This is a genomic window from Hyphomonas sp. CACIAM 19H1 (genome assembly GCF_003325995.1).
Taxonomy (GTDB): Bacteria; Pseudomonadota; Alphaproteobacteria; order Caulobacterales; family Hyphomonadaceae; genus Hyphomonas; species Hyphomonas polymorpha.
In genome coordinates this window covers 2,504,835-2,522,909 of sequence record NZ_CP016437.1, presented here as the reverse complement: position 1 = coordinate 2,522,909, position 18,075 = coordinate 2,504,835, and the positions used below count along the sequence as shown (strand labels likewise).

Genomic DNA, 18,075 nt, shown 5'->3' with positions numbered 1-18,075 from the left:
GAAGGAACGCGCATGAAACTCGACGGTCTCAAGGTTCTCGATCTCTCGGCTTTCCTGCCGGGGCCGCACATGACGATGATGATGGCCGATCATGGGGCCGACGTGATCATGGTGGAGCCGGCCAATGGCGTGGGCGAGCCGGTGCGCGAGATTGGCGAGCGGGCGCCGGACGGGACGACTGTGTGGTTTCGCAATGTGGCGCGCGGCAAGCGGAGCCTGAAGCTGAACCTGAAAGATCCGGCGGGCGTTGAGCTGCTCTTGAAGCTCGCCGAGGAAGCCGACGTGTTTGTCGAGGCGTTCCGGCCCGGCGTGGTGAAGCGCCTCGGCGTGGGATACGAAGCGGTGTCGGCGCGCAACCCCAAGATCGTTTACTGCTCCATCTCTGCCTTCGGGCAGGAAGGGCAGCATGTGCAGAAGCCCGCGCATGACCTGGTGGTGCAGGCGATGACGGGGCTGATGGATTTGGGGCGCGGCCTCAGCGATGGACAGCCCGCGCCCCCGCCTGTGCCGTTTGCAGATGCCTCCGCCTCTCTGATGGCGCTGTCGGCGATCCTGATGGCGCTTTACCGGCGCGAGAAGACGGGCGAGGGCGATTATATCGACATGTCGATGTATGACGCGGCGATTGCCTGGACGCCCAACGTGCTGGGGCCGACCTTTGGCAAGGGCGCGGCGCCCGAACCGAAGAAGATGCGCAGCTTTGGCGGGGCGGCGATGAATTCGATTTATCCGACCTCGGATGGCGGGTTCATCGTGATCGGTGGCTCGGAAGTGAAGTTTGCAGAGAACCTGCTCACCGCCCTGGGGCGGGTGGACCTGCTCCCCTATGCGAAGATCCCGCCCGGCGATGAACAGGAACCCCTGAAGGCCTTCTTCCGCGAGACTTTCGCCGGCAATACGCAGGCCCATTGGGAGGCGTTCCTGGCGCCGGTGGATTGCTGCTGGGCGGCGGTGCGCAATCTGAAGGAAGCGTTCGATGATCCGTTTACGGCAGAGCGCGGTATGGTGTTCACCGACGCGGATGGCAACCGGCATGTGGGCCCGCCGATCCGCTTTGCCAAGGAGCCGCCCGAGCCCAGCCCGAAGTTGGCGGCCTATGGTGAGCATTCTGAGGCGATTGCGCGCGAGGCCGGTCTGAGCGCGGAAGAGGCGGCGGCGCTGAAGGCGCGGGGGGTGATCTAGACTTCCTTATAAGCAGCCAAAAGCGCGAACTTTCACTCAAAGTCATCTTCTGAGTAGTTGGACTGATGCGACTTTAGTTCTCTTTTGAGGATCGCTGATACTTGGATGTGCCCATCAGCCTTTATCCTTTTGGAAACTTGCTCAAGTGTCTCTGAAGTGCCTAAACTCATAAAAGCTACGAACTCTCTAGCTTCGTCATAAGTTACATACTCGCATGCATCCACAAATGCCTCTGATGCATCGGAGATTTCTTGCAGCCTGCTGATGGATAGAGTTTCTGTTTTCCCCCATCTATCATTCGCTGGCCATGACGTTAGAAGTTGGCGTGCAGGGGGTGCCCAAGGTAGATTAGGTTCAGGGAAGTCTACGTCTAAACTCCCCGCTAAATCCAAGCATTGGTCGAGCGTTTTTGCTTCATATTGAGGTGACTCTAGAAGCGCTAAAATTCGATCACGAGCGTAATGAGCCAATACAAATTTGATCTTCTTTTCACGCTCCTCGATATCTTGATAAGTCTGCTTCAATCTGCGTGCATCTTCTCTACGCTGTTTCTCACCCTCTCTCCACAGATCAATTTGTTTGAGCCAACCACCTACAAAAAATCCAAGGGCGCCGCCCAAAAGTGCGCTTCCTAAAAATATAGTTGCGTCGTCCATTTAAGCCCCCGTGATCAGATAATATTATCTGAGTACTCTAGGGATGGAAGTTGCAAAGTAGAAATTCGGTTTAGGAGTTCGGCAAACCCCTTTCGCTTAGATCCGCCGCCGCATAGCTTCCCACTCCTCGGCTAGCATGGGCCTGTGCTGCGGATCGGCAATCGAGATCAGGGCTTCGGCGCGGGCGTCGATGCTTTTGCCGCGCAGGCGCGCGGTGCCGATCTCGGTGATGACGACATCCATGTCCGTGCGCATGACGGTGACGGCATCGGGCGGGAGGCGGGGGACGATGCGGCTGATTTCGCCGCCTTTGGCCGTCGCCATCAGGGCGGTGATGGCGAGGCCGCCCTCAGAGAGCGCGGCGCCGCGCAGGAAATCGTTTAGGCCGCCTTGCCCCGCCACCTGGCGGCCATTGATGAACTCGGCATTCGCCTGGCCGAAGAGATCCACTTCGATCACGGAGTTTATCGCGCGCAGGCGGGGCACGGCGGCGAGCGCGCTGGCGAAATGGGTTTTCGAGACGGGGTGGAAGTGGACGCGGGGCTCTGTGGCCATCCGGTCGTAGAGGGCTTTCGTGCCGGTGGCGACGCCGGTGTCGACACGCAGGGTGGGGTCAGCGTCGAGCATTCCCAGAACGGGGTCTGACACCATGCCGGAATAGATGCGCAGGCCGCGGCGGCCTTTCAGCGCGGAAAGGATGGCCTGCTGCACATTGCCGACGCCGAACTGAAGCGCGTCGCCTTCATCAATGAGGGCGGCGATATGGCCCGCGATGGTTTCAAAGGCGGGCGGGAGCGGGCCGCCGGGAAGCTCCAGGATGGGGGCGTCATCCTCCGCCAGCTGAGCAAATTTCGACAGGGGCACTTTGGGTGAATTCGGGGGGGCGGGCATCTGCGGGTTGATGATGCCGAGGAGGGGCACGCCGCTGCGCGCCAGCATCAGGGGCGAGAAATCCGGGCTGACGCCGAGGGAGACGTTGCCGTCAGCATCGGGCGGAGAGACGAGCAGGACGGCGCCATCGAGCGGCGTGGCGGCCATCCAGTGCCATGCCTGGCTATAGGAGAGAGGCAGGAAGCGGGTTCGGCCAGCCTCGAAAGAGGGGCGCTGCGCGGGGGGCAGGAAGATGGTTTCAGCGCTGGCCTCATGATGGAAGCCGGCCCAGTCGGTTACGTTGATGCCCGCGATCCAGGCGCCGAGGAAGGTGAGGCCGCTGGTGAGCTCCGGATCTGCCTTGAACAGGCGGGCGAGGCCGAGAGGCTCTCCACTGGCGCCGCCGATGAAGAGGCGGGCGCGCGCCGGAAGACGGTGGCGGAACTGCTCGAAGGCATCGGCGAGGCTGGGGAAGGGCAAGGCGTGTCTCCGGGCGGCGCCCTGCCGTGTTAGCCTTTAAGGCGGCCCAATAGAAGAGCCGCCGCAAGGACAGGCCTAACCGGCCGTTTCCTTCAGGCGGGCGCGGAGGGATTTGCGATCAAGCTTTCCGACAGCGGTTTTCGGAATCGCATCCGTGAAGATGACCTTGTGGGGCTTCTTGTAGGAGGCGATCTGGCCGGCGACATGGGCGATGAGATCGGCTTCGCCTGCCTGCTGACCGGGGCGGAGGATGACGAAGGCGGTGACGGCTTCGACCCATTTCTCATCCGGCGCGCCGACGACGGCGGCTTCGAGAACAGCCGTGTGGGACATCAGGGCGTCTTCGACCTCGCGGGGGTAGACGTTGTAACCGCCGGAGATGATCATGTCAGACGTGCGGTCTCGCAGGTGGAGGAAGCCGCGCGCATCGAAAAGGCCGACATCGCGGGTGTGGACCCAGCCATCGGGATCGAAAGACTGGGCAGTGAGGTCTGGCGCGTTGAAATAGCCCGCGGCGGCAGAGGGTGTCCGTACAAGGATTTCGCCGGCTTCGCCCTTGGGCACATCGTTGCCCTGATCGTCCACCAGGCGGATTTCAACATCCAGCGCCGGGCGGCCGCAGGCGCCGAGCAGGTCGCCTTCATGATCTTCCGGGCGCAGCACAGCCAGGCAGAGGGGAGCTTCGGTCTGGCCGAAATATTGCCAGAACTTTTCCTGGCCGAACTTTGCAATGGCGCGGGTGATGACGGCGCGGGGCATGGGCGAGGCGCCATAGATGATGTGGCGCAGGCTGGAGAGATCATGCGCATCAAGACCGGGGTTTTCCAGCAGCATGTGGAGCATGGTGGGCACGAGGTTGATCGCGGTGACCCGGTGCTGCGCAATGGCAGAGAGGAAGGCATCGGGCGTGAAGGCGGGCAGGACGACCGAGCGGGCCCCGCGCAGCCAGAAGGGCAGGACGAAGGTGCCGCTGGCATGGATCAGCGAGGCGGCGTGGAGCATTGCGTCGTCCTGGCTGACAGGGAAGAGATTGAGCAGGATGTTGCGGCAGATGGCCGCGTAGGAGGCTTGCGTATGCTGGGCCGCCTTCAGCACGCCGGTGGTGCCGGAGGTATACAGGGTAAGGATGATGTCGTCAGGTTTGGCAGCAAGCGGGGGCGGGGTGTCTGGCTGGATGGCGGCGAGGCGGGAGAGGTCATCGCTGAGGCCGTGGATGGCGAGGCCGGGGGCAGCCTGCGCGAGGGCGGCGGCGCGATCGGCAAGGTCTGGGCCGTAGATGAGGATGCGGGCGTCTGCCTCGGCCAGCATGCGGGCGTGTTCTTCGACGGACAGGCGTGCGTTCAGAGGTACACGGTTGATGCCTGCCTTGACGCAGGCAAAGTCCAGCGGGACGGAGAACGGACCGTTGTTGACCAGCAGGCCGACGCGCGCGCCATGCCCGGCGCCGAGGCTGCGCAGGGCATGGGCGAGGCGGTTTGCCTCCGCATTGATTTCCGCGAAGGTCCAGGCCTGGTCGCCGAAGACGATGGCGGTGCGGGCAGCGTTGGCGGCGGCGCCGCGTTCGATCAGGTCAATGCAGAGGGGGCCGGATGAGGGCATGAGCGGGGTCTCCGAGGGTCAGTCTTCGGGCTGGGTGAACTTGCCGTGACGGCCAGCGCCGCCGACAAAGCGCTTTGCCCCGGCGCGGCCTTCGGCGGCAACGATCGGGGCGCTGAGGCGGCCTTCCTGGCGGAGGGCTTCGTCAAGTGGCATATCCCATTGGGCGTAGGCGGAGTAACGGTCTGCCAGCATGCATTGCTGAGGGAAGGCGGCAATCTCCCGGGCGAGCGCCTCGGCGGCGTGACGGGCGTGACCGGCGGGGACGACACGGTTGGCCAGGCCCATGGCGAGAGCTTCCTGCGCATCGACCGGGCGGCCGGTGAGGATCATGTCCATCGCGCGGCCCATGCCGACGATACGGGGAAGGCGGACGGTGCCGCCATCAATCAGCGGCACGCCCCAGCGGCGGCAGAAGACGCCAAAGGTGGCAGTTTCCTCCACCACACGCATATCCGCCAGCAGGGCGAGTTCAAGGCCGCCCGCGACGGCATAGCCGGCGACGGCGGCGATGAGGGGCTTGGAGATGGCGAGGCGCGTGGGGCCCATCGGGCCGGAGCCGCTGCCGTCTGGGGTGAGTTCATGGGCGCGGGCGGGATCTTCCAGGGCGGTAAGGTCTGCCCCGGCGCAGAAGTTTCCGTGGGCGCCCCAGAGGACGGCAACGCGCTGGGTATCGTCTGACTCAAACGCCTGAATGGCATCGCGCAGGGCAAAGGCCATGGGCCTGTCGACCGCATTACGGCGGTCTGGCCGGTCCATGATGAGGGTGGTGACAGCGCCGTCGATCTCGACGCGCACATGGGCTGGTTCGCTGGCGCCCGTCATGATTGGTTCCCCTGTTTCATATATTTCAATATTTGACGAATAATGCCATTTAATGAAACTTGCAATCTTGCCCCTGACGGGAACTGCCGGAGCCCCATGACCACACCCCTGCCTGCTGCGACGGATCTGGTGCTGGACTTTCTTTCGACCGCGAGGGGCGGGCGGATGTCTGCGCAGGATCTCTGCCGGGCGGGCGTCATCATGGGGCTGGCCGAGCCGGTGGTGCGCGTGGCGCTGACCCGGCTGGCGCGGCAGGAGAAGATTCGCAAGACGGAGCGGGGCGTGTACGCCTTTCACCCCGCCTACCGGCCACTTTATGAGGATGTGGGCCATTGGCGCGAGCGGCTGGGCTGGATGGCGCCATGGAAGGGCGGCTGGATCGGCGTGCAGGATGCCGGGCTGAGCGGCGGCGAGCGGACGATTGCGCGGCGGCATCAGCGCGCCCTGGCGCTGCGCGGTTTCCGGACGTGGAAGCCGGGGCTTCAGCTGAGGCCGGATAATCTGAAAGGTGGGGTGGCCGCAATGCGCGCGCAGCTTGCCGAACTTGGCCTGAGGACCGAGGCGGACGTGTTTGCCGTTTCCGGGCTGGACCGGGCGCAGGCACAAGCTGTGCAGGGCCTGTGGAACGCTGCGGCGCTGAAGGCTGGCTATGCGGCCGAATTGAAGCGGCTGACGGCGAGTGAGCGCCGGCTGGCGCGGCTTGGCCCGGAAGCGGCAGCGCGGGAGGGCCTGCTGGTGGGCCGCCAGGTGATCGCGCAGATCGTGCGCGATCCTCTGTTGCCGGAGGAAATTCTGGGCGGCAATGAGCGCGGCCGGCTGGTCGCGGCCATGACCGCCTACCAGACGCGCAGCCTCAAGGTGTGGGCATCGGTTCTGGGATCGCGCGATCTGATCGGTTGAGGCTGGGTCAGGCCCATGGCGCAACCATGACCTTGCATTGATGCGTGCGGCTGCGCAGCGCCTCGAAGGCAGCGGGCGCATCTGCCAGCGAGACCGTATCGGTGATCATGGCGCGGGGGGAAACATGGCCAGCGTCCAGCGCATCAATGCAGGCCTGGAACTCAGCCACATCATAAACGACGGAGAAGCGCAGATCGGCTTCCTTGGCGAGGCCGGTGAGCGGCAGGAAGGTATCCGGCTGGAGGCAGACGCCGAGCACGACGACGCGGCCGCCAGTGCGCACGCAGGCGAGAGCGCGCTGGATCATGCCGGTCTGGCCCACGCATTCGAGGACAACATCTGCCGCGCCGCCAAGGGCTTCTTCGGAGGCGGCCGCCAGGGCGGCGTCATCGCTGGCGGCGATGAAGGCGGTGGCCCCCATCGCCTCCGCCAGTGGTTGGCGGCGGGTGGAGGGCGCCGAAACGACGACCCGGCTGGCGCCTGCGAGCCTGGCCCAATAGGCCGCGGCAAGACCGATGGGGCCAGCGCCGATCACCAGCACGCGGTCTCCGGGTTGAACGCCGCCGCGCTTGACGCCGTGCAGGCCGACAGCCAGCGGCTCTACCAGCGCGCCATCATCAAGGGAGAGCGCGGCGGGCAGCGGCAGGCAGCTGCCCGCGCCGACCTTCACATATTCCGCATAGCCACCGGCGATGTCCTCGGTGCCGGTATTGAGGCGGGTAGGACAGTAGTGCGGATTACCTGCCAGGCAGGCCCGGCATTTGCCGCAGCCGATATAGGGCAGCGCGGTGATGCGCATGCCCGTCTTCAGGCCCTCCACGCCCTTGCCCAGGGCGACGATCTCTCCGGCAAATTCATGGCCCAGGACCACCGGAGGGCGGCAGGTCCAGATATTGTGCTCTGTGCGGTGAAGATCGGTGCCGCAGATGCCGCACCGGCCAACCTTGAGAACCACCTCGCCTTCGCCGGGGGTGGGATCGTCCAGGGTCTCAAGCTGCAGTGGCTGGCCGACGCCGCGAAAGACAAGTGCGCGCATGAAACCTCTCCGTCGAAAAGATAGCTATCACTACCTTTGAGCGGGGCGCAGGGAATGTCAATGCAGCGCAGAGGCAACACCTTGTTGTCGAGGGGCGAGGAATGTTTGAATGTCGGGACCAGAGGGGATCTGGCGGAGAACATACAGGGCGAGTGAACGGATGAGAGTGCTTCTGGTTGAGGATCATGCCAGCCTGGGGGAAAGCCTGCAGGCGGCGCTGGAGAGTAGCCGGTATGTCGTCGATTGGGTGCGCTCGATTGCCGGGGCGGAGACGGCGCTTGCGGCTACCCGCTATGATCTGATGCTGCTGGACCTGGGCCTGCCTGATGGCGACGGGGTGGATTTTCTGAAGAAATGCCGGCGCAGCGCGGTGGCCATTCCCATTCTGGTGTTGACGGCGCGGGGCGGGCTGAACGACCGGGTGGACGGGCTGGACGGCGGGGCCGACGATTATCTGGTGAAGCCGTTTGACCTGTCCGAGATGCTGTCGCGCTGCCGGGCGCTGCTGCGGCGGCCGGGACATATGGAAAACGATGTGATCGAGCTGGCGGATGTGAAGCTGGATCTTGGCTCTGGCGGCGTGCTGGTGCGCGGGCGGCCGGTGACGCTGCCGCGCCGGGAGCATCAGCTGCTGGTGGCGCTGATGCGCAAGGCGGGGCGGGTAAGCTCGCGGCCCTATCTGGAGAATGCGCTTTACGATCAGAACACGCAGGCCGGGCCCAACGCGCTGGAAGCGGCGGTGTCGCGCCTGCGCTCGGTGCTGAAGGAGCAGGGGTCGGAAGTATCGCTGCGCACCATCCGGGGCGTGGGATATGTGCTGAGCGAGGGCGATGTTGACGCCTAGTTCCAAATGGTCGCTGGAGGCGCGGCTTCGGCGGCGGCTGCTGGGGGTGATCCTCGGCGTCGGCACGCTGACGGCGGCAATCGTGGCCTTTCACTATGGCAGCGACGTGACCGACCTGCGCCAGCGGCAGGTGCTGGAGATGGCCGAGAAGCTGGCGGGGGAATTTCAGGGCGCGATTCAGCCGGGTGTGCCATTTGATCCGGGTGCGGCGCATAAGGACAGTATCTACGAGAAGTATCCGGAGGCTTATGGATGGGCCTTGTCCGGACCGGATGGGCAAGCGTTGGCACAGTCGGCATTCGACTGGTCGGGCATCGAACGCCGGTCTGTCGCCGGGATTGATGAGTGGACCCTGCAGGCGGGCGATGACATCTGGCTGGCGGGGAAGGAATTTGACTGTGGCGGGCCGGTGGCCTGCCGTGTCGAGACGATTGTGGCGAGCGACCCGGCCTTCCGGTTTTACCGGATGATCCTCACTGAGGTGACGGTGCATGTGCTGATCCCGCTGCTGCCCTTTGCCGTTCTCAGCTTCTGGGTGGTGACGGGATTTGTACGCCAGACGCTCCGGCCGCTGCGCGAGATTGCCGAGCAGGCGCGGGGCGTTTCGGAGTTCCAGGATATCCGCCCCCTGATCGTGGAGAACCCGCCGGATGAGGTGGTGGATCTGGTGCGGGCGCTGAATGGCAGCCTGGACCGGCTGGCCGCCGCCATGGAGCGGGAGCGGGCGTTCATTCTGGACGCATCCCACACGCTGCGCACGCCGCTGGCGGCCCTGAAAGCGCGGTTGCAGCAGGATGGCGGCCATGCCGACCTTGCCAAGCTGCGCCAGGATACCGATGCGCTGATCCGGCTGAGCATGCAGCTGCTGGCGCATGCCAATGCCGACCGGCTGAGCGTGCTGCCGGGACAGTCCATAGATGTCAGTGATCTGATCATGGATATTGTGGTGCGGATGGAACCGCTGGCGCGGCAGGCCGGGGTTGATCTGGGCTGTGAGGGCTGTGACACGCCGGTCAGGGCGGTGGCCGATCCGGACGCGCTGTCGATTGCGGTGATCAATTTGATCGAAAACGCCATCCAGCATTCGGCGGAGGGCGCCCCGATCACAGTGGCGCTGCAGCAGGGGCCGCTGCGCATTTCGGTGATCGATCAGGGCGCGGGCATTCCGGAAGGCAAGCTGGCGGAGGTAACCAAACGCTTTGCGCGCGGCAGCGACGGGCGCAGCCAGGGCGCGGGGCTGGGCCTGTCCATCGTGGAGCAGATAATGCGGGCGCATGGCGGGCGGCTGGAGCTGCGCCGCAATGCCGGCGCGGGGCTGACAGCAACGCTGCACTTTACAGCCGCGGCCTGACGCGGCGGGGCGTTTACATCTGCAGCCACGCCTGAAACACTCGGCCGGATATCAGCATTGGAGGAAAGCGGCATGTTTGAAGGCAAGGTGTGGTGGATCACGGGGGCCTCCTCTGGCATCGGCGCGGCGCTGGCACAGGCGTTGTCCGGCGCGGGGGCGAAGCTGATCCTGTCTGGCCGCAATGTGGGCGCGCTGGAGGAGGTGAAGGCGCAGCTGAAGACCGATGCGCTGGTGCTGCCGTTCGAGGCGACCGATTATGCTGCCCTGCCGGGCGCGGTGGAGACGGCCTGGACTTGGGCCGGGCGCGTGGATGGCCTGGTCAACAATGCCGGCATCTCGCAGCGCTCAATGGCGGTGGATACGGTGTTTGATGTGTATCAGAAGATCATCGCCATCGACCTGCTGGCGCCGATTGCGCTAACGCAGGCGCTGCTGCCGAAGATGGTGGGCGCGGGCGGCGGGCAGATCGTGGCGATCTCCAGCGTGGCGGGTATTGCCGGGCCGCCGCTGCGCAGCGCTTACAGCGCGGCCAAGGCCGGCCTCATCGGATACAATGACAGCCTGCGGGCGGAGACGGCGCATCAGGGGATGAAGGTTCTGGTGGTGGCGCCGGGCTCTGTGAAGACGAATGTGTCGAAGAATGCGCTGGATGGGTCTGCCAATGCGCGCGGCTTCAGCGATACGGCCATCGACAATGGTATGCCTGCGGAGGAAGCGGCACGGCGGATTCTGGAGGCGCTGAAAGGCGGCGTGCGCGAACTGGTGCTGGCCGAGGGCATGGAGGCGGAAATCGCCCGCCTGCGCCGGGCTGACCCGGACAAGCTGTTCGACCTGATGGCCCAGATGGTGGCGCAGGGCTATGCCCAGCAGATGGGCGTGAAGGACAAGAGTTAGGCCCGCAATTTCCCGCGCCTTTTAAATTAGGTCAATTGTCCTATTGCGCGATTAGGGCGATTGTCCTAATCAAGGTCGGAGGCTGGGCCGCAGGGCCTGGCGAAAACTTCTGGCCTTTGGGGCGTATTTGGGCGCGCGGGAGACACGCGAAGAGATCGTGGCGGCGGCCGACGAGCTGTTTTACCGGCAGGGCTTTGACCACACGTCCTTTGCCGACATTGCCGGGGCGGTGAAGCTCTCGCGCGGCAATTTCTATTACCATTTCCGCACCAAGGATGAGATCCTCGACGCGGTGATCGACCGGCGCCTTGAGGCGACGCGCGCGATGCTGGCGGGTTGGGCGGCGGAAGGCGCCTCGCCTGTGGCGCGCATAGAGTGCTTTGTCCGTATCCTGATCATGAACCAGATCAGGATCATGGCCTATGGCTGCCCTGTGGGGACGTTGTGCCAGGAGTTGGCAAAGCTGGACCATGCGGCCAGGGCGCGGGCGGCGGATGTGTTCGCGCTGTTCCGGGACTGGCTGACGGCAGAGTTTGAAGCGCTGGGCGCAGGCGATGAGGCCGGCGCGCTGGCGCTGCATGTGCTGGGTTGGTCTCAGGGCACGGCGGCGCTGGCCAATGCATTCAAGGATGAGGTGTTTGTCAGGCGTGAGGTGGACGGCATGTGCGCCTGGCTGGCGGCGCAGGCAAGGCGCCTTGCCAGGGCGCGGCGCTGATTGTTTCAGGAGGGAGAGGCAGATGTATTTCGTTCAGCTTAAATTTGCGGCCAACAAGGCAGCGGCGCCCCAATTCATGGCGGCGCACAATGCCTGGATCGGCGAGGGGTTTGCCGATGGTGTGTTCCTGATGACGGGCAGCCTGGCGCCCGGCCTGGGCGGCGCCGTGCTGGCGTACAACACCACCCGCGAATCGCTGGAAGCGCGCGTGGCGGCAGACCCGTTCGTGGCGGAAGGCATTGTCAGTGCCGAGATCAGTGAAGTGAGACCGGGGCGCGTGGATGCGCGGCTGGAATTTCTGAAAGCCTGAGGCGGCAGACAGGCGGATGGCCCGCCTGCCGCTCCGGGCACCGCTCAGGCGCTTCTGTATGTATTTTGACGGTCTAGCATCCAGCCGGGATATTCTTCCGGCAGGCGGGAAACGTCGTTCAGGCGGGCAAGGTCTTCCGGGCTGAGGCTGACCTTTGTGGCGCCGATATTGTCCGCAAGCTGGTCTGGCCGTTTGGCGCCGATGATGACGCTGGTGACGGCTTTCTGATGCAGCAGCCAGGCAAGCGCGATCTGGGCGACGCTGGCGCCCTTGGCGGCGGCGATTTCCCGCATCGCCTCAATGGCGGCGTAACCGCGATCCATGTTGACGGGAGGGAAATTGAAGGTGGCCCGGCGGCCATCATTGCCACGGCCTTCTCGGTCATACTTGCCGGAGAGATAGCCGCCGGCGAGCGGGCTCCAGACCATCAGGCCAACCTTCTCGGCCGTCAGCATTGGGATGACTTCGCGCTCAAGATCGCGCCCGGCGAGGGTGTAGTAAGCCTGCAGCGAGATGATGGGGGCAAGCTGGCGCAGCTGGGTGAGGCCGATGGCTTTCATCACCTGCCAGGCCGCCCAATTGGAGAGCCCCAGATACCGAACGGCGCCCTTTTGCACGAGGGAGTTCAGCGCTTCGAGGGTTTCTTCCAATGGCACGGCGGGATCGAAGCCGTGGATCTGGTAGAGGTCTATATGATCGAGACCGAGGCGTTTGAGGCTGGCTTCGGCCTGGTAGAGGATGTGGCCGCGTGAGGCGCCGCGATTGTTCTGGCCTTCTGCCATGGGGCCGAGGACTTTTGTGGCGATCACGACTTCGTGCCGGGGCACACCGAGATTGCGCAGCGACTGGCCGAGAATTTCCTCACTCCTGCCGAGGGCGTAGATATTGGCCGTGTCGATGAAATTGATGCCAGCGTCCAGCGAGGCTTTGACGAGGCCGTCGGCCTCTTCCTGCTGGAGCTGGCCGATCATGCCCCACATGCCTTCGCTGCCGCCGAAGGTCATGGTGCCAAGGCACAGTTCGGAAACGAAAAGGCCGGAATTGCCGAGTTGTCGCATACGCATGGGGGAGGCTCCGTTCTGAGGGATTGGAATGCCCCTGATTTAAGCCCTGCAGGCAGTGCTGTCCGGTGACGATCCTCTCAAAGTCTTGCCCATTTCTCTCAAATGCGTGTGAGGGGCATCGCCCCGCGCGGAAGAATGTGGTTCAGTCATTTCATGATCGATGATCTCAAGACCCTTGCGGACCTGCTGGACCGGCACGCCCGCCGTTATGGCCGGGAGACGCCGGTGGATGGTCTGAACCTTACCCGGACCGAAACGCCGATGGAGATCCGCTCGGTTTACCGGCCATCTTTCTGCGCCGTGCTACAGGGGGGAAAGGTTTCGATGCTGGGCGAGCGGGCGTTCCGCTATGGCGCCGGGCAAGGGCTGCTGGCGTCAGTGGATGTGCCGGTGACGGCGCGGATCGTCGAGGCGTCGCCAGAGCGGCCCTACCTTGCTTTCGGTGTGGAGATTGATCCGGCAATGGTGGCCGAGATGCTGCCCGCACTGGCTGAAGACGCGGTAGCCGAGCCTGCCTTCACTGCTCTGCATACAGACAGGCTGGACGCCGCGATCATGGATCCGCTGGGCCGTCTGCTGAGCCTTCTGGACCAGCCGCGGGATATTCCGGTGATGGCGCCGCTGATCAAGCGGGAGATCACCTGGCGGCTGCTCAACGGATCGCTCGGCCCGATGCTGCGCCATATGGGCTTGCGGGACAGTCAGGCGGCGCGGATCGGCCGGGCGACGGCATGGATACGCGATCATTTCCGCGAGCCGCTGCGTGTGCCCGATCTGGCAGAGATGGCGGGGATGAGCCTTGCGTCCTTCCACCGCCATTTCAAGGCGGTGACGACGCTTTCGCCTGTGCAGTTCCAGAAGCTGGTGCGGCTGCAGGAGGCGCGGCGGATGCTGCTGGAGAACCATGAGGTTTCCGCCGTGGGGTATGCCATCGGGTATGAAAGCGCCTCGCACTTCAACCGGGATTACCGGCGCCAGTTTGGCGCGCCGCCGGGCCGGGACGTGGCCGCGATCCGCGCGCTGGTGGCGCGCGAAGTGGCGTGAGGGACTAGTCTTCCTCGGGCGGCTCTACCGCGTTCATCCAGGCGAAAAGCGGCTTCAGAGGCAGAATCCAGAGCACGCCCGCCAGGATATAGAACGGCATCTGAACCCAGCTGGGCAACGTGCCGACCGGGCCGCTGAGCGAGCCGATGGCCACGATATAGATCACCAGCCAGGTCAGCATCATCAGCATGGCGAGGGGCTTTCGCGGGTTCCGCATGGGCTTTGGACCTTCCGTGACGGGTGGCTGCGACTTCAGCGACCCTTGATCGTGGCGCGCGTCAAGTGATCTAGGCGTCATGACCACAAGCGCAATTTCCCCCGTTGCCGCAGGCTGGATCCGCCGTTGGCTGATCCTTCTGGGCCTTATGGTATATGCCATCATTCTGGTGGGCGGGGCGACCCGTCTCACCGATTCCGGCCTGTCCATCACCGAATGGAACCCTGTCAGCGGCGCCCTGCCGCCGATGAGCGAGGCCGACTGGCTGATCGAGTTCGAGAAGTACCGCGCGACCACGCAATACCAGCTGACCAATGCCGGCATGTCGCTGTCGGAGTTCCAGTTCATATTCTGGTGGGAATGGGGCCACCGGCAGATTGGCCGGTTGATCGGGTTGGTGGCGGTGGCGGGCTTTGCCGTCTTTGCCTGGCGCCGCTGGCTGGGGCGGGGGCTCGGGCTGAAGCTGGTGGGTCTGATTGCGCTGGGCGGCCTGCAGGGCGCGATCGGCTGGTGGATGGTGTCCAGCGGCATTGGTGACACGGACCGCGTGGCCGTCGCGCCTTACCGGCTGATGACGCATTTCACGCTGGCGCTCATCATCCTCGCAGTGATCACCTGGCTGTGGCTCGATCTTGGACCGCAGAAGCGGGGGGGCGCGCCGAAGGGGCCCCGAGGTGCGGCGCTGGCGCTGATGCTGTTGATCTTCGTGCAGATGGCGGCGGGCGCGCTGGTGGCGGGACTCGATGCGGGACGCACCTATACCGACTGGCCGCTGATGGCGGGGGAGGTGTTCCCGTCTCACTATCTGCACGCCGAGCTGGGCATCCGCAGCTTCTTCGAGGGGCGCGAGGCGACCCAGTTCAATCACCGCCTACTGGCCTACATCCTGTGGGCGGGCAGCCTGGCGGCGGCGTGGGCCTTCCGGAAGACAGCTGTGCGGCGGGAGTTTGCGTTCCTGGCAGTGCTGGTATCGGCGCAGGCGGCGTGGGGTATCCTGACGCTGCTGAATGCGGCCCCGATGGGGCTGGCCCTTGTCCACCAGGGGCTGGGCGTGGTGACCACGCTGTGGGCCGTCTACACGGTGTGGCGTGCAGGCGGCCCGGAAACGCGGCTTAGTCCTTCAGCGTAATTGCGCTGGGATCAACGAACACAACCTGATGAGTGCCCTCGCTGGTTTCGCCGGCGATGACGACCACGCCGCCCGGATAGCCACCGGCGGGCAGAGAGCCATTCGCGGTGACAGCGGTGGGGACGTCCGGTGCTGTCACGGTGATTCCATCGCGGACGGTGATGGAGCTCGTGGTCATCCCGAGATCTGTGGATATCTGCAGCGGGCCACCTTCCTCAATGGAGAGGAGGGCGGCGTTGTCCCCGCGGGTCAGCGAGGCGGAGGCCGCCGAGCGGGGCGAGGCGACCAGTGTGTCATATGCGAAGACGCAGGAGGTGATCGGGAAACCGGCCTCGGTTGCGTCTTCTTCTTCCCAGGTCAGCTCATCGCCTGACTGGCCGATGACGCCGGTGCGCAGCAGGCGATTGTTGGAGATCGTCCAGTAGGCGATGCGCATCAGGCCCTGCGAGCCGGCCTCTCCGCTGCAGAGGCCTTCCACAGCCCGCTGTTCTGGAATGGGCAGGTCAATCTGCGCCGGGGCGACCAGACCTTCGCCGAAGACATAGGCCTTCAGCCCGCCTTCTATGGTCACGCCCGGGAAGATGGTGAGCTGGGTGCCCTGGATGCTGGATGCGCGGCCATCGGCGATGTCTTTCAGATGGAATCGCGTCGGTTCGCCCAGACGGTCGCCTTCCATGTCGAAAAATTCGAGCCCGCCAGCGTCATAAGCGACCGCCAGAATGGCTCCAGAGCCCGTAGAGAGGGCCACATCGCGAACTTTTCCCTGCAAGGGGCGGGTCGACCAGACGGCTGGGAGCTCTATTTCTCCTGATATTACAGGGTCTTGACTTGGGGTCTCAGTCGGGGTCTCTTGCCGTCCACAGGCTGTTGCCGCAAAAAGCAGGCTCAGCCCGGCGGCTGCGTTGACAAAGGGAAACGCGGCGCTTAAACGCCAGCCCTTAATTTGCATTCCTGGAACTCCGAAAGTAGAGGCTCTGAGCAGAGCGATGAAAACGTATAACGCACCCGTCGGGGTAGAGAACAAGTGGGTCGTGATCGACGCGACGGACGTCGTTGTCGGACGCCTTGCTTCTTACGTCGCCAAACGCCTTCGCGGCAAGCACCGCCCTGACTTTACTCCGCATGTGGATACCGGCGATCACATCGTCGTTATCAATGCTGAGAAGGCCGTGTTCACCGGCAACAAGCTGACCGACAAGGTCTATTACCGCCACACCGGTTATCCGGGCGGTATCAAGGAAACCACGGCTGGCAAGATCCTTTCCGGCCGCTTCCCGGAGCGTGCCATCGAGCTCGCCGTGAAGCGCATGATGCCGCGCGAGAGCGCGCTGTCGCGCAAACAGTTCGGCAAGCTGCGTATCTACGCTGGCGCTGAGCACCCGCACACTGCACAGGCGCCCGAAGTCGTCGACTTCAAGGCGATGAACCGCAAAAACTCGAAAACGGCCTGATAAACATGACCGACACCTCCAACTCGCTGCAAGACCTTGGCGCCATGACCGGCGCACCTTCCGCCCAGCCGGTGAAAGCCGCTGAGCCGAAGATCGATGCCCAGGGCCGTTCCTACGGCACCGGCCGCCGCAAGGAAGCTGTCGCCCGCGTCTGGATCAAGCGTGGCACTGGCAAGATCATCATCAATGGCCGTGACCAGGAGCAGTATTTTGCTCGTCCGGTTCTGCGCATGGTGATTGCCCAGCCGCTGATCGAAGCTGGCCGCGAAAGCGAGTTCGATGTGATCGCGACTGTCAAAGGCTCGGGCCTCATGGGTCAGGCCGGCGCTGTGCGTCACGGCATTTCCCGCGCGCTCGTGGCTTACGAGCCGGGCCTGCGCGCTGTTCTGAAGCCGTTCGGCTTCATGACCCGCGACCCGCGCGTTGTTGAGCGTAAGAAGTACGGCAAAGCGAAAGCTCGCCGCAGCTTCCAGTTCTCCAAGCGCTAATCGCAGCAGCACATATCCAATGTCTGGCGGGCGCTTCGGAAACGGAGCGCCCGTTTGTTTTTGCCCTCATTTTCGCGGAGGGGCGCCATGTTGCCCAAGGTTTTCATTGATGGCGAAGCCGGCACGACCGGCCTTCAGATTGCCGAGCGGCTGAAAGACCGCAAGGATCTGGAGCTGATCTCGATTCACGCTGACAAGCGCAAGGATGTCGATGAGCGCGCGCGCCTGATCAACAAGGCGGACGTGGTGATCCTCTGCCTGCCCGATGAGGCGGCGCGCCTGGCGGTCAGCCTGGTGAGCAACCCCAACACGGTGATCATCGACGCCTCCACCGCCCACCGGGTTTCGCCGGGCTGGGTGTATGGCTTTGCGGAACTGGACAAGGGCCAGCGCGCGGCCATTGCCGCGGCCAAGCGCATTTCCAATCCGGGCTGCTATCCCACCGGGTTTATCGCGCTGGTGCGCCCCTTGGTGACGGCGGGGATCATTCCGCATGACTGGCCGGTGACGGTGAACGCCGTTTCGGGCTATTCGGGCGGCGGCAAGCCGATGATTGCCGAGTTCGAGGAGCGCCAGACGCAGGACAATTTCCGCATCTACGCCCTTGGACAGCAGCACAAGCACCCGCCGGAAATGAAGAAGTTCACCGGCCTTTCCCATCTGCCGATGTTCACGCCGGCCGTGGGCCGCTACGCGCAGGGCATGATTGTGGAAGTGCCGCTGCCGCTATGGGCGCTGCCGGGCAAGCCCAAACGCAAGGATATCCACAAGGCGCTGAGTATGGCCTATGCGGGCGAGGCCTTTGTGAAGGTTATTCCGCTGGCGGAGGGAGATGCGATCAAGTCGCTCGACGCAGAAGGCTGCAACGATACCAACCGGTTGGAGATCTATGTCTTCGGCACCGATGAGCAGGCCCGCCTCGTGGCGCGGCTCGACAATCTCGGGAAGGGCGCTTCAGGCGCGGCGGTGCAGAACCTCAACATCGCGCTGGGGCTGGACGAGGGCGCGGGGCTGGTGGCTTAA

Annotated in this window: 20 protein-coding genes; 12 read left to right on the top strand and 8 right to left on the bottom strand. The window is 64.3% G+C overall.

Going from position 1 to position 18,075, the window contains the following annotated elements; all coding sequences use genetic code 11:
• Window positions 1-12: 12 nt before the first annotated feature.
• The gene (locus tag BBF93_RS11725; RefSeq protein WP_114106019.1) at window positions 13-1,182 is read left to right on the top strand and encodes a CaiB/BaiF CoA-transferase family protein; all 1,170 of its coding nucleotides are present in this window, start codon (window positions 13-15) and stop codon (window positions 1,180-1,182) included.
• Between the two features lie 32 nt (window positions 1,183-1,214).
• Here the strand turns inward: BBF93_RS11725 and BBF93_RS19535 are convergent, their stop codons facing one another.
• From BBF93_RS19535 to BBF93_RS11710, 4 genes are all read right to left on the bottom strand, one after another.
• Window positions 1,215-1,838 carry a hypothetical protein gene (locus BBF93_RS19535; RefSeq protein ID WP_162786533.1) on the bottom strand — a complete coding sequence of 208 codons (624 nt, stop codon included), beginning with the start codon at window positions 1,836-1,838 and terminating at the stop codon, window positions 1,215-1,217.
• A 96-nt stretch (window positions 1,839-1,934) separates the two neighbouring features.
• Window positions 1,935-3,188 carry an acetyl-CoA hydrolase/transferase family protein gene (locus BBF93_RS11720; RefSeq protein ID WP_114106018.1) on the bottom strand — a complete coding sequence of 418 codons (1,254 nt, stop codon included), beginning with the start codon at window positions 3,186-3,188 and terminating at the stop codon, window positions 1,935-1,937.
• Between the two features lie 75 nt (window positions 3,189-3,263).
• Complete coding sequence (locus BBF93_RS11715; RefSeq protein WP_114106017.1) at window positions 3,264-4,787, bottom strand: class I adenylate-forming enzyme family protein; 1,524 nt, start codon at window positions 4,785-4,787, stop codon at window positions 3,264-3,266.
• 18 nt (window positions 4,788-4,805) lie between these two features.
• Window positions 4,806-5,609, bottom strand: a complete 804-nt coding sequence (locus BBF93_RS11710) for a crotonase/enoyl-CoA hydratase family protein (RefSeq protein WP_114106016.1) — start codon at window positions 5,607-5,609, stop codon at window positions 4,806-4,808.
• 96 nt (window positions 5,610-5,705) lie between these two features.
• Between BBF93_RS11710 and BBF93_RS11705 the strand changes: the two genes are divergently transcribed.
• Window positions 5,706-6,509: a hypothetical protein gene (locus BBF93_RS11705; RefSeq protein WP_035600810.1), complete on the top strand. Its 804-nt coding sequence runs from the start codon at window positions 5,706-5,708 to the stop codon at window positions 6,507-6,509.
• 7 nt (window positions 6,510-6,516) lie between these two features.
• On the opposite strand, the gene BBF93_RS11700 is transcribed toward BBF93_RS11705, so the two are convergent.
• Window positions 6,517-7,545: a zinc-binding dehydrogenase gene (locus BBF93_RS11700; RefSeq protein ID WP_114106015.1), complete on the bottom strand. Its 1,029-nt coding sequence runs from the start codon at window positions 7,543-7,545 to the stop codon at window positions 6,517-6,519.
• A 160-nt stretch (window positions 7,546-7,705) separates the two neighbouring features.
• Here BBF93_RS11700 and BBF93_RS11695 point away from each other — a divergent pair, with 160 nt between their 5' ends.
• From BBF93_RS11695 to BBF93_RS11675, 5 genes are all read left to right on the top strand, one after another.
• Window positions 7,706-8,389 carry a response regulator gene (locus BBF93_RS11695; protein ID WP_114106014.1) on the top strand — a complete coding sequence of 228 codons (684 nt, stop codon included), beginning with the start codon at window positions 7,706-7,708 and terminating at the stop codon, window positions 8,387-8,389.
• On the top strand, window positions 8,376-9,740 hold the full coding sequence (locus BBF93_RS11690) for a HAMP domain-containing sensor histidine kinase (protein WP_114106013.1): 1,365 nt from the start codon (window positions 8,376-8,378) through the stop codon (window positions 9,738-9,740). Before BBF93_RS11695 ends, BBF93_RS11690 begins: the two co-directional genes overlap by 14 nt.
• A 72-nt stretch (window positions 9,741-9,812) precedes the next feature.
• Window positions 9,813-10,634 carry an SDR family NAD(P)-dependent oxidoreductase gene (locus BBF93_RS11685; RefSeq protein ID WP_035600818.1) on the top strand — a complete coding sequence of 274 codons (822 nt, stop codon included), beginning with the start codon at window positions 9,813-9,815 and terminating at the stop codon, window positions 10,632-10,634.
• A gap of 127 nt (window positions 10,635-10,761) precedes the next feature.
• Window positions 10,762-11,349, top strand: coding sequence for a TetR/AcrR family transcriptional regulator (locus BBF93_RS11680; protein ID WP_114106012.1), 588 nt, complete (start codon window positions 10,762-10,764; stop codon window positions 11,347-11,349).
• A 22-nt stretch (window positions 11,350-11,371) separates the two neighbouring features.
• On the top strand, window positions 11,372-11,659 hold the full coding sequence (locus BBF93_RS11675) for a YciI family protein (RefSeq protein WP_114106011.1): 288 nt from the start codon (window positions 11,372-11,374) through the stop codon (window positions 11,657-11,659).
• 44 nt (window positions 11,660-11,703) lie between these two features.
• Here the strand turns inward: BBF93_RS11675 and BBF93_RS11670 are convergent, their stop codons facing one another.
• A complete protein-coding gene (locus BBF93_RS11670; protein ID WP_035600823.1) occupies window positions 11,704-12,723 on the bottom strand; it encodes an aldo/keto reductase in 1,020 nt (339 codons plus the stop codon).
• 153 nt (window positions 12,724-12,876) lie between these two features.
• On the opposite strand from BBF93_RS11670, the gene BBF93_RS11665 reads away from it, so the two are divergent.
• Window positions 12,877-13,767, top strand: coding sequence for an AraC family transcriptional regulator (locus BBF93_RS11665; protein ID WP_114107071.1), 891 nt, complete (start codon window positions 12,877-12,879; stop codon window positions 13,765-13,767).
• A 4-nt stretch (window positions 13,768-13,771) separates the two neighbouring features.
• Here BBF93_RS11665 and BBF93_RS11660 read toward each other — a convergent pair whose 3' ends face one another.
• On the bottom strand, window positions 13,772-13,984 hold the full coding sequence (locus BBF93_RS11660) for a DUF2842 domain-containing protein (protein ID WP_035600826.1): 213 nt from the start codon (window positions 13,982-13,984) through the stop codon (window positions 13,772-13,774).
• A gap of 79 nt (window positions 13,985-14,063) precedes the next feature.
• Here BBF93_RS11660 and BBF93_RS11655 point away from each other — a divergent pair, with 79 nt between their 5' ends.
• Window positions 14,064-15,113, top strand: a complete 1,050-nt coding sequence (locus BBF93_RS11655; protein WP_114106010.1) for a COX15/CtaA family protein — start codon at window positions 14,064-14,066, stop codon at window positions 15,111-15,113.
• On the opposite strand, the gene BBF93_RS11650 is transcribed toward BBF93_RS11655, so the two are convergent.
• A complete protein-coding gene (locus BBF93_RS11650; RefSeq protein WP_162786532.1) occupies window positions 15,097-15,861 on the bottom strand; it encodes a hypothetical protein in 765 nt (254 codons plus the stop codon). The two genes, BBF93_RS11655 and BBF93_RS11650, sit on opposite strands and share 17 nt — an antisense overlap.
• A 238-nt stretch (window positions 15,862-16,099) precedes the next feature.
• Between BBF93_RS11650 and rplM the strand changes: the two genes are divergently transcribed.
• The 3 genes from rplM (at window position 16,100) to argC (ending at window position 18,075) form a co-directional block, all read left to right on the top strand.
• Window positions 16,100-16,564 carry a 50S ribosomal protein L13 gene (gene rplM, locus BBF93_RS11645; protein WP_035600832.1) on the top strand — a complete coding sequence of 155 codons (465 nt, stop codon included), beginning with the start codon at window positions 16,100-16,102 and terminating at the stop codon, window positions 16,562-16,564.
• Between the two features lie 44 nt (window positions 16,565-16,608).
• Window positions 16,609-17,052, top strand: coding sequence for a 30S ribosomal protein S9 (gene rpsI, locus BBF93_RS11640; protein WP_199285923.1), 444 nt, complete (start codon window positions 16,609-16,611; stop codon window positions 17,050-17,052).
• An 87-nt stretch (window positions 17,053-17,139) separates the two neighbouring features.
• Complete coding sequence (gene argC, locus BBF93_RS11635; protein ID WP_114106008.1) at window positions 17,140-18,075, top strand: N-acetyl-gamma-glutamyl-phosphate reductase; 936 nt, start codon at window positions 17,140-17,142, stop codon at window positions 18,073-18,075.